At 56.0% G+C, this 10,250-nt stretch carries 9 protein-coding genes and 2 pseudogenes; 6 read left to right on the top strand and 5 right to left on the bottom strand.

From position 1 onward, the window contains the following. Together H6F75_RS21230 and pstB are read left to right on the top strand one after the other, a co-directional pair. Nucleotides 1–134, top strand: a 134-nt coding sequence (locus tag H6F75_RS21230) for a transposase (RefSeq protein ID WP_190754441.1), incomplete at its 5' end; no start/stop codon positions are given. Between the two features lie 163 nt (nucleotides 135–297). Next, on the top strand, nucleotides 298–1,101 hold the full coding sequence (gene pstB / locus H6F75_RS21225) for a phosphate ABC transporter ATP-binding protein PstB (protein ID WP_190754440.1): 804 nt from the start codon (nucleotides 298–300) through the stop codon (nucleotides 1,099–1,101). Between the two features lie 127 nt (nucleotides 1,102–1,228). Here the strand turns inward: pstB and H6F75_RS21220 are convergent, their stop codons facing one another. Continuing rightward, nucleotides 1,229–3,019 carry an SLC13 family permease gene (locus H6F75_RS21220; RefSeq protein ID WP_190754449.1) on the bottom strand — a complete coding sequence of 597 codons (1,791 nt, stop codon included), beginning with the start codon at nucleotides 3,017–3,019 and terminating at the stop codon, nucleotides 1,229–1,231. A gap of 367 nt (nucleotides 3,020–3,386) precedes the next feature. Here H6F75_RS21220 and H6F75_RS21215 point away from each other — a divergent pair, with 367 nt between their 5' ends. Together H6F75_RS21215 and H6F75_RS21210 are read left to right on the top strand one after the other, a co-directional pair. Then, on the top strand, nucleotides 3,387–4,850 hold the full coding sequence (locus tag H6F75_RS21215; RefSeq protein WP_190754439.1) for a BCD family MFS transporter: 1,464 nt from the start codon (nucleotides 3,387–3,389) through the stop codon (nucleotides 4,848–4,850). A gap of 2 nt (nucleotides 4,851–4,852) precedes the next feature. Next, nucleotides 4,853–5,665: an inositol monophosphatase family protein gene (locus tag H6F75_RS21210; protein WP_190754438.1), complete on the top strand. Its 813-nt coding sequence runs from the start codon at nucleotides 4,853–4,855 to the stop codon at nucleotides 5,663–5,665. Between the two features lie 69 nt (nucleotides 5,666–5,734). Here H6F75_RS21210 and H6F75_RS28260 read toward each other — a convergent pair. Together H6F75_RS28260 and H6F75_RS28255 are read right to left on the bottom strand one after the other, a co-directional pair. After that, nucleotides 5,735–5,827: pseudogene (locus H6F75_RS28260) on the bottom strand (TetR/AcrR family transcriptional regulator); the annotation flags it as partial. Between the two features lie 63 nt (nucleotides 5,828–5,890). After that, a pseudogene (locus tag H6F75_RS28255) lies at nucleotides 5,891–6,496 on the bottom strand (TetR/AcrR family transcriptional regulator); the annotation flags it as partial. A gap of 52 nt (nucleotides 6,497–6,548) precedes the next feature. Between H6F75_RS28255 and H6F75_RS21200 the strand changes: the two are divergent. Then, nucleotides 6,549–7,541 carry a Rieske 2Fe-2S domain-containing protein gene (locus H6F75_RS21200; RefSeq protein ID WP_199304047.1) on the top strand — a complete coding sequence of 331 codons (993 nt, stop codon included), beginning with the start codon at nucleotides 6,549–6,551 and terminating at the stop codon, nucleotides 7,539–7,541. 18 nt (nucleotides 7,542–7,559) lie between these two features. Here the strand turns inward: H6F75_RS21200 and H6F75_RS21195 are convergent, their stop codons facing one another. Together H6F75_RS21195 and H6F75_RS21190 are read right to left on the bottom strand one after the other, a co-directional pair. Beyond that, nucleotides 7,560–8,174: a thylakoid membrane photosystem I accumulation factor gene (locus H6F75_RS21195; protein WP_190754436.1), complete on the bottom strand. Its 615-nt coding sequence runs from the start codon at nucleotides 8,172–8,174 to the stop codon at nucleotides 7,560–7,562. 84 nt (nucleotides 8,175–8,258) lie between these two features. Further along, entirely contained in the window at nucleotides 8,259–8,873 is a 615-nt protein-coding gene (locus H6F75_RS21190) for a hypothetical protein (protein ID WP_190754435.1), read from the bottom strand. Nucleotides 8,874–9,075: 202 nt separating this feature from the next. Here H6F75_RS21190 and ychF point away from each other — a divergent pair, with 202 nt between their 5' ends. Next, nucleotides 9,076–10,167 (top strand): redox-regulated ATPase YchF, encoded by a 1,092-nt coding sequence (gene ychF / locus H6F75_RS21185; RefSeq protein ID WP_190754434.1) that lies wholly within the window; start codon nucleotides 9,076–9,078, stop codon nucleotides 10,165–10,167. The last annotated feature ends 83 nt before the right edge of the window (nucleotides 10,168–10,250 follow it).

Here is a 10,250-nt window from a genome sequence, read left to right as displayed (position 1 = left end):
GGGTAGTCGAACGAACTTTCGGGTGGCTGATGGGATGCCGACGCTTGGTACGAGACTATGAACGCCTGCCCGAAAACTCGGAAGCCCTCATTTATCTCGCCATGATCCGTATTATGGTCAGGCGGTTAGCATGATTTTTGACCCCGTCCGACTTCTCAAACACCCTCTAAGGTTTTTTAGGGATTATACGGTCTAGGTCGGAGCCTCTTAGCCTCTCCTTAACCCCAAAGGGTGTCTGGGCCTGCAATAGTTAGGATGTCCACGCTTGCTAGCCGGTAGCGCGATTCTGGTGCCCTCATGTTAAACACCCAAGCTCTAACCTCTACAGATGTAGCCCTGAGGGCCGAAAATCTCAATGTCTACTATGGCTCTACCTTAGCCGTGCGCAACGTAGACCTACACATTCCTCGGAATGAGATTATCGCCTTTATCGGCCCCTCTGGCTGTGGGAAGAGCACCGTTCTGCGCTGCTTCAACCGCATGAACGATCTAATTGCGTCATGCCGGGTAGAGGGCAAGATCACCTTCCACGGCAGCGATATCTATGCCAAGCAGGTAGATGCAGTAGAACTCCGCCGCAGAATTGGCATGGTGTTTCAAAAACCCAACCCTTTCCCTAAGTCAATTTACGAAAACGTTGCCTGGGGCGCTCGTATCAATGGCTACCAGGGTGACATGGATGAGCTAGTGGAAACGTCTCTGCGCAAGGCCGCCGTGTGGGATGAAGTGAAGGATAAGCTGAAGCAGAGTGGTCTGTCTCTGTCAGGAGGACAGCAGCAGCGCCTCTGCATCGCCCGCACCATCGCCATTCAGCCTGACGTGATTTTGATGGATGAACCCTGCTCGGCCCTTGACCCGATCTCGACCATCAAGATTGAGGAAACCATGCAGCAGCTCAAGCAAGACTACACAATTATCGTGGTCACCCATAACATGCAGCAGGCCTCGCGGGTGTCTGACCGTACGGCCTTTTATAACGCCGAGGCAACGGATAAGGGGGGCAAGGTCGGCTATCTGGTGGAGTACGACTATACCGAAGTCATGTTTAACAGCCCCCGCGAGCAGTTTACCCGCGACTACGTATCGGGTCGTTTCGGCTAGGTCCGTCCCCAATAACGCTTGGTTGTGAACCGTGTGGTTGATCTAGATCAACCACACGGTTCATTACTTTAATGGCTTGGGTGGATTGTGATGAGACCATTCCCTTAATACCCGAAAGCTATAACGTTTACAGGCCGTACAACCAGGCAATTAGGAGTGGCGTGATCACGGTCAAAATTAGGTTGAGGGGCAAACCGACTCGGGTAAAGTCAAAAAACTTATACCCCCCTGGGCCATACACCATCGTGTTGGTCTGGTAACCGATGGGCGTGATGTAGCTGTTAGAGGCCGCAAAGGTGACGGTGAAAATAAAGGCTATGGGGTTAAGCCCTAGGCTGGTGGCTACCCCCGCTGCAATCGGAATCATTAGAATGACGGCAGCGTTATTTGAGAGCAGCTCGGTTAAAAGGTTAGTTACCAGGTAGAAAATTATCAGCAGGACAATGCCCGATGCTCCGCCACCAATGGCGGCTAGCTGCTGGGCCAGCCAGTCGGTAGTACCAGAATTTTCCATAGCGGTACCGAGGGGAATCAACCCAGCCAGCAAAAAAATCACGTCCCACCGCACTGAGCCATAGATTTCTCCTGGTTTCAGACAGCCTGTAATCACCATTGCCATCACTCCTATCAGAGCGGTGACAAGAATAGGAGCCCAGTTTAGAGCGGCGACCACAATCACTCCTAGGATGATGGCGATCGCGATCCAGGCCTTGTCAACCCGCAGCCCCTCAGCCTCCCGCTGCTCTAAGACCAGGAGCTCTCGGGTGGTTTGCAAGCCGGTAAAGCTGCTCTGAGGGCCCTGCACCAGCAGCAAGTCACCAAAGCGCAGGGGAACTTTACCCATGCGATCGCGCACCAGGTCTTCGCCTCGCCGGATAGCCAAGACTGTGGCGTTGTAGCGTTGGCGAAAGCGCATTTCCTTGAGGGTAGAGCCAACCAAGCGAGAATTTGACAGAATTAACACCTCAGCGATGTGATCTTCGCCAGCATCTAGCTGATCCTCAACGGGTTGTTGGCCAAATTTGACCTCGGGCAAAATGTCTAGCCCACGCTGATCTTTGAGGCTAAGCAGTTCATCTCGGCCGCCTCGAATCAGCAGTACATCGCCCGCTTGCAGCACCTTGTCGGCTAGGGGTTGGGCAAAATGGCTACCATCGCGAATGATTTCTAGCACGTCTACGTCGAACTTTCGCTGAATCTCGCTCGCTTTTAGGGTTTGGCCAATTAGGGTTGAGCGCGGGGTGATGACTACCTCACTCATATAGTCCTTTAAATCGTAGTTTGCCAAGTTAGGGGACAACGATTTGCGATCGGGCAAGAGCCTGGGTGCAAACAGAGTCAAGTAAGCCAAGCCCACAACAAAGGTGATTACCCCTACGGCGGTGAACTGAAACAGCCCAAATTCTCCATACCCGAGGTCTTTAGACACCCCGCTGGCCAGAATGTTAGTCGATGTACCGATCACCGTAATCATGCCGCCTAGCACTGTGACGTAGGACAGCGGAATCAGCAGTTTTGAGGGCGAAACATTCTGTTTCTTGCACCACTCTTCTACAATTGGCAGAAAAACGGCCACTACGGCGGTGTTGTTGATAAAGGCCGTAATAGGCCCCACTAGCAGACCCATCACAAAAATTTGCCGGGAAGGAGACTTGCCGCCCCATTTCATCAACCAGTCTCGCACGATCTGAATTACACCAGTTTTAGCGACGCCAGCGCTCAGAATGAACATGAGCATGACGGTAATAGTGGCTGCGTTGCCAAACCCGGCGATGCCTTCCTCGGGCGTAACTAGCCCTAAAAGAATTAATACAGTGGCGATCGCCAGGGCAGTCAAATCTACCGGTAGCCACTCTGCCACAAAAGCGATCAGAGAGCAGATCAGCACCACCAACATCAGAAAAATAGGACTTTGAATAAAGCTCATATCCATTTGAAGCCTGAACTGAGCTTAAGTTTTGCACACCGCATGCTTTAAACGGTCGGGGTTCACCTGGAGCCCATCTAGCTTTTTTCTGGTTTCACGCTGAAGCATGTACCTGCTGTGTAGAAGCCCAATGCGCCCACTGGACACAGGACTTCAAGAAATATTTCGGCAACGGTTATCGAACAGTTGATCGCCGTCTTTTAATAATTGACCTGAACTGATCTCTTTGTCTGGTCTGGTCTAGCGGACAGCGAGAATATTTTCTCAAGCTCACGTACCGAATTAGGCGCGACCTGATCTGGCCATACAATGAAGTTCTAAGGTAGTACTATCCTCTGAAGATTTTTCTTAAAAGCCTATGACTAGCCCCGATGTTTCGCCCTCGGCTCCGGGCTCGGCGGCCGTCCCCAAGCCCAACCTAGGCCTTTTGACCATGCTGCGCTTAGGGGTGTTCAACATGGGTTTGGGCATTATGTCGCTGCTCACCCTAGGGGTGCTCAACCGGGTGATGATTGAAGAATTGCGAGTCCCGGCACTGGTGGCAGCGGGGGCGATCGCAGTGCACCAGTTTATGGCTCCCGCTCGGGTGTGGTTTGGCCAGATGTCTGACTCTAGACCAATTTTTGGCCATCACCGCAGTGGTTATATCTGGCTGGGCATTGTGACGGTGGCAGTGACGGCTTTTTGCGCGCTGCAGGTAGTGTGGCAAATTGGCAGCCGCATTGCCGAGACCGGCTGGGGGCCAGCGGTGTACCCCTGGGTGGGGCTGCTGGGGCTACTATTTGCGGTCTATGGCCTAGCGTTGAGTGCCACCTCGACCCCATTTACGGCGCTGCTGGTGGATGTATCAGATGAAGACTCGCGATCGCGCCTGGTAGGCATCGGCTGGGCCATGCTGATGGTCGGCATTATCGCCGGGGTGATCATTACATCCATTGTGCTGAAGCCAATTGAGCTAAATGCCCCCTTTGATCAGGTGCGCAGCGCGGTGAATCGACTGTTTGTGATTGCCCCGGCAGTGGTATGCGTGCTGGCGGTGCTGAGCACCTACGGCATTGAGCGCAAGTATTCGCGGCTGACCCAGCGCTCGTCGCTGCGCGATCGCGAAGACAGCCTCACCCTCGGTCGGGCGCTCAAGATTCTCACTGCGAGCCGCCAGACGGGGCTGTTTTTCACCTTTTTGCTGGTGCTTAGCCTCAGCCTATTTATGCAGGATGCGGTGTTAGAACCCTACGGTGGCGAGGTCTTTGGCATGACCATTGCCGAAACTACCCAGCTCAACGCCGCCTTTGGCATGGGCACGCTGCTGAGCATTATTATCACCGGCTGGTTGGTGGTGCCCCGTCTGGGCAAAAAGCGTACGGTGGTGCTGGGCTGTAGCTGGGCGGCGGTGTGTCTGGTAGGCATTACCCTATCAGGGCTGACAGGCAACCCGGCGATTTTACTGACGGCGGTGTTTCTGTTTGGCACGGCCTCTGGCATTCTCACCCTGGGGGCGATCGTGCTGATGCTCGACTTAACCGTAGCGGAGACGGCAGGCACCTTCATTGGGGCCTGGGGGTTGGCCCAGGCGATCGCCCGAGGCAGCGCCACAGTCCTCGGCGGCGGCGTGCTCGATCTGGGTCGCGCCATCTTGAGAAACTTTAACGGAGCGGGGGAAGTGGGTCAGCCCCAGGCGTTTTTGGCCTATGGGCTGGTGTTTACCCTGCAAGCGATCGGGATGATGATTGCGATTTGGCTGCTTAGCCGGGTAAATATTCAAGAATTTCAGGCCAATGCCAAGGCAGCAATTACTGCTGCCATCGCAAACGATATGGATTGAGCATGTCACAAATTTTTTGGGACGAGGTGCTGACTTTTGCCGAGGCGACCACCAAAACCGTGGGGCAAAAGCTGCTCGACGACTTTGGTCAAGTGCAGGCCGATCTGAAGGCCGATGGCAGTTTGGTGACCAGGTGCGATCGCTGGGCCGACGACACCCTACGTGCCGCCATAGCAGCCAAATTCCCCGACCACGGCGTGCTCAGCGAAGAGGTGGAACACATCTTCCCCGCCACCGACTGGTGCTGGATTATTGACCCGATCGATGGCACTACCAACTTCACGCGCGGCATTCCGGTGTGGGGCATTTCCCTGGGGTTGCTATATCGGGGCACTCCAGTCTTTGGATATGTAGCGATGCCGCCTTTGAACCAATCCTTCTACGGCTACTGGCCGGCAGACAGTGGTCTAGACATGCCTAGCGGAGCCTTCTGCAACGGGCGCCCTATCCGCAGCAGCGAGGCGACTCCCGACAAAACTCAGTTCTTTAGCCTCTGCGCCCGCAGCACCGCCGTATTGGAGAAACCCTTTCCCTGCAAGATTCGCATGCTGGGGTCAGCAGCCTACAACCTGCTGATTGTCGGAGCTGGCTGGGCGGTTGGCGCGGTAGAAGCGACACCCAAAATCTGGGACATTGCAGCGGTGTGGGCGATCGCCCAAGCCGCCGGAGCCACTTGGGTGCCGCTAGATAACGTGGAACCTTTTCCGCTGGAAATCGGCAAAGACTACAGCACCCGGCCCTACCCCACGCTGGCCACAGCCCAGTCTCCCTGGGTAGAGGCCTTCCGGCCGTTGGTACAGCAAGTGGCCAATTGATAGGCGGCATGACCACTTTAGGACATACAGGGAAGTCCAGAATCACAGAGACTTGGCTGCGGCAGGGTGCACAAACTGCTTGCGGCAGGCCTTGCACAGGTAGCACTGCTTACCCCGCCGCCGACCGTTTTTAGCCAGATCCTGAGAATTACAGTGGGGGCAAATCATTACATTCATTACATGGCCGTGAATTTGATCGCCCATATCGGCAGCCAGGTACGCGGCCAATAGCACTGGAATTTGCTGCATCAGGCGATCGCGCTTTTCTTCATCTGGCTGTCGCAGGGCCGCCAAAATCAACGCATTGCAGCTGTGGACGCAGACCTCCGCCAGGAGATCGCGCCGCTCCGTGGGCAGGTCTGGGTTGCGCTGGTGCAAGATGGCAGAGAGAAAGGCGATCGCCCCTTGGGTCATGCTGTCGTCGATGGTTTGGAAGCGATCGCGCGCTGTGTAAAACTGCACAAACATTACCCGCGACACCGGCTGCTCAAACAGCGCCACCACGCCAGCGATTAGCTGAGTCAGCATCTCCTTCAGCGGCAGCCGCCAAAATTCTTGGGCACTCGCCTGATCCCACATCGCCCGCACTCGCTCCAGGTGGCGTAGTTCCATGGCGTTAAAGATTGCCGTTTTGTCGGGGAAAAACTGGTATAGCGATCCGATCGCCGTGCCCGCTCGCTCCGCAATTTGGTGGGTAGTCGCCGCTTCATACCCCACTTCATCGAAGACCAGGGCAGCGGCCTCTAGAATTTTTTCGACCCGCTGCTGGCCTCGGCGTTGCTTAGGCTGACGACGCAGAAGATTGCTTGACGAATACGAGTCATCTGTCATATTTTTAAAACACGACGAATTTCTCATAATTTTATAGCTATCGGAGGCTTCTATGCAGTCCATGCTTCCCGGTGCGCCCTGGCTTGTGGCGCACAAGTCTATGCTGGCCACTGACCAGCCCCGCAAAATTTCCCTCTACGGTAATGACTACGTCATGTGGAAAGATGGCGCCGGCGAGGTTCATGCCCTGCCCAACGCCTGCCCTCATATGGGGGCGATGCTGTCAGAAGGCTGGTGCGAAGGGGCGAGTGACGGCAGCAGTCGAGTCGTCTGTCCCTTCCACGCCCTAGGGTTTGATCGTCGGGGTTGCACCGTACTGCCGGGTTCTGATCGGCAAACTCTACCCCAGTTAGAACCTTTGGAGTTGATTATTCAAGGCGATTTTGTTTGGTCCTATGGGGGCTACGAGCCCAAGATACCGATTCCAGGGGTGCTGAATGCGATCGCAGCCGAGTACACCTTTATCGGCCACACTGCTGACTGCGCTGTAGAAACCGACCTGCTGACCATGCTGCTCGCTATGCATGACTACAACCACCAAAACGGCACCCACCGCGATCTGTTTCGCATTGCCGAGGTGCGGTTCCACCAGTTCGTCGATCGGGGGCACGAATCTCATGCCTACTACGACATGCCCACCGCACCCTACGCCCTAGTGGAAAAACTGCGTCGTCCAGATTTGTTTTTGCTGCCCAGCACTATCGAGGCCCATCTCGAAAATCACTTTCCATCTCTGATCATTTTTCACGGAGAGTCACCTCTGGGCAAACTGGTACAGTGCCATCTATTTGTGCCCGAGGCCGAAAACCGCACCCGCACCTATATTCTGCTGTTTGGCTTGGCTAAGCATCCCGTTTTCAAGCTGATGGGACGCGCCTATCTCAACTTCGGCCAGGTGGTAGTTGATCAAGATGCGGCTATTTTGGGCAAGATTTACCCCAACGTGCCGCAAAAAATTAGGCTTAACAACGAGGTGGGCATGGATTGGGTGCGCCGCAACTTTGCCAGCTTTCCAGCTGTGGTTGAGCCTACGTTTTCTAAATAAACCTGCCTCTAAATCGATCTACTGCTCTGGCACCAGTTCCGAATTCACCTCGTTGATGGGGCGGCGGCGCAGCTCTTCCGACTCGGTGCGGGGCAGTAGGTCAAAGACCTCTCGCATGACATCGTCGATCGCCTCGTAGGGGACAATGCCAATTTCGTTAAACACCAGCTCTCCTTGGGCATTGAACACCAGGGTTTGAGGAACCGCATCCTTAAAGTAGTAGCCGGGCTCGTTGGGCTCGTAGGAGGCTTTGACAGGAATTGAATCAGCCATAATCGGCACAAAGTTAGCCACCCGTCCATAGGGGGCTTGCAGCTGGGAAACAACCGACGCAAATTTTTTACAGTCGCTGCTGTCGTCCACGTAGATCACCACTATGGCGGCCTTGCCGTAGCGCAGCGATTGCTCCAGGCTGACCTTGGGCGGCACCAGCGACCCGTTACCGGCATAGAGAGCAAAGATATTGCCGTCGTAATTGTCGTCGGTGAGGCCCGCCAGGGCTGCGGGCTGACCGCCCAGACTCAGCCACAGCACAAGAGCTGCGCAGGCCAAGCCCAGGGCACGACTGAGGCGAGTCATAGCCTTGAGGAAAACGGCTAGGGTAGAAAACGGTGCAGTAAGCCAGCGCAGCATGGCAATATCCTTGGTCTAGGGGCTGAGGCCGAGGCGTAATAGCCCCGAAGCCACAGACTCTATTAGGCCACAGAATGGCGGCGCTTAAAGCTGAGTAGCGCGAAATTCCTCTACTATGGCCCGCATGGCGTCGGCGTTGGCCGTCCAGAGATCGTCAGGAGTCCACACCACCACCTGGTAATATTCTTCGCCTATCTCGATGGTGGTGTGCAGGTAGGCCACGGCCTGCTCGGACACGTTGCCCCGCACTTCGTACTGCACTGCCGGAAAGCTGCTGACGCGCTCGACGCCGGTGCGGGCCTGGTTGGCTAGCACCTGACTAAAGCCGCCCTTGAGAATTTGCAAATAGACGTTGGCCTGCTCCTCGATGTTGCCGGAGCCTACGGCCTCGCGATTTTCGCCTAGCACGACCAAAAACATGTTTTCGTCAAGGTTGTAGGCCTCGAGGTCGGCGTTGTTGTGCAGGGTGCCGGTGGGAGCCGCGCTCCAGCCGTTGGGCAGGCGGATCTGCACGGGCTTCATGCGGCTCACCAACATATCGCCGCGAAACCCGCTATCAACATACTGGTTGCTCATCTCGCCAGTGCCCTCAGGCGATCGCGACAGACCCAGGGTGTTGCACCCCGCTAGCCCCAGCGCCACTAGCCCCGCCACTAGAACGGGCCGCATCCGCTGCCCTGCCCCTGTCACTCCAGCCATAGCTCACCCTTTTGCGGTCGTTGGTTTGGTTTGCCTTAAGGGTATAGCAACACCTCCGCAATGGCCCCATCCTCTCTTATGCTAGGTAGGGGTTTAAGGTGCAAGGTATTGGGTGCAGGGTATAAAGATCTCAGATCGGCCTTGAACCCTAAACCTGAGACCGTTTACCCTTCCCCGTTGCCCCGAATCTAGAGTTAACCCCATGTTACGAGCTGGCATTGTTGGCCTGCCCAACGTTGGCAAATCTACCCTGTTTAACGCCGTGGTGGCCAACGCCAAGGCCCAGGCCGCCAACTTTCCCTTTTGCACGATTGAGCCCAACGTGGGGATTGTGGCGGTGCCCGATGCCCGGCTGCGGGTGCTGGCTGACATCTCTAGCTCAGTCGAGACCGTGCCGGCTCGGGTCGAGTTTGTCGATATTGCGGGCCTGGTGCAGGGGGCCAGCCAGGGCGAGGGGCTGGGCAACCAGTTTTTGGCCAACATTCGCGAGGTGGATGCGATCGTCCACGTGGTGCGCTGCTTTGAGGACGACGACATCATTCACGTCTCCGGTTCGGTTGACCCGGTGCGCGACATTGAGGTGATCAATCTCGAGCTGGCCCTGTCTGATCTAGCCCAGCTTGAGCGTCGGGCTGACCGGGTGCGCAAGCTGGCCCGCGCTGACAAAGAGGCCCAGGCCGAGCTGGTCATCCTAGAAAAAATATTGCCGGTACTCAACGAGGGCAAAGCCGCCCGCCAGGTAGAGCTTGATGCCGAGGCCGAGGCGATCGTCAAGCCCCTGGGGCTGCTCACCCGCAAGCCCGTCATCTATGCCACCAACGTCTCTGAAGAGGATCTGGCCAGCGGCAACGCCTGGGTGGAGCAGGTGCGGGCGGTGGCGGCGGCAGAAAACGCCCAGGTGGTCGTGATCTCGGCCCAGGTGGAGTCAGAACTGGTGGACTTGAACGACGAGGAGCGCAAGGACTTTCTTGAAGCCCTCGGCGTCGAAGAAGGCGGCCTCAAGACCCTGATTCGCGCCACCTACGAACTGCTAGGGCTACGTACCTATTTCACCACCGGCCCAAAGGAAACCCGTGCCTGGACGATCAAGGCGGGCATGGTTGCCCCCCAAGCGGCTGGCGTCATTCACACCGACTTTGAGCGGGGCTTTATTCGCGCCGAGACGGTGGCCTATAACGACTTGGTAGCCGCAGGGTCAATGGCTACGGCCAAAGATAAGGGGCAGGTCCGCAGCGAGGGCAAAGAGTATGTGGTGCAGGAAGGCGATGTGATGCTATTTCGGTTCAACGTGTAGCCAGGTTTTACCGTCCCTCGAAGCCCATAAAAAACCTCGCCGCAATAGTGGTTTGTGGGGGAAAATCTATCTACAATTTGACC

Source organism: Nodosilinea sp. FACHB-131 (assembly GCF_014695395.1).
Classification (GTDB): domain Bacteria; phylum Cyanobacteriota; class Cyanobacteriia; order Phormidesmidales; family Phormidesmidaceae; genus Nodosilinea.
This window is presented reverse-complemented; position numbering and strand designations above follow the sequence as displayed.

Excerpts from the sequence above, each read along its gene's own strand:
- pstB (WP_190754440.1), top strand. The coding sequence starts at position 298 with ATGTTAAACACCCAAGCTCTAACCTCTACAGATGTAGCCCTGAGGGCC.
- H6F75_RS21215 (WP_190754439.1), top strand. The coding sequence starts at position 3,387 with ATGACTAGCCCCGATGTTTCGCCCTCGGCTCCGGGCTCGGCGGCCGTC.
- H6F75_RS21210 (WP_190754438.1), top strand. The coding sequence starts at position 4,853 with ATGTCACAAATTTTTTGGGACGAGGTGCTGACTTTTGCCGAGGCGACC.
- H6F75_RS21200 (WP_199304047.1), top strand. The coding sequence starts at position 6,549 with ATGCAGTCCATGCTTCCCGGTGCGCCCTGGCTTGTGGCGCACAAGTCT.
- H6F75_RS21195 (WP_190754436.1), bottom strand. The coding sequence starts at position 8,174 with ATGCTGCGCTGGCTTACTGCACCGTTTTCTACCCTAGCCGTTTTCCTC.
- H6F75_RS21190 (WP_190754435.1), bottom strand. The coding sequence starts at position 8,873 with ATGGCTGGAGTGACAGGGGCAGGGCAGCGGATGCGGCCCGTTCTAGTG.
- ychF (WP_190754434.1), top strand. The coding sequence starts at position 9,076 with ATGTTACGAGCTGGCATTGTTGGCCTGCCCAACGTTGGCAAATCTACC.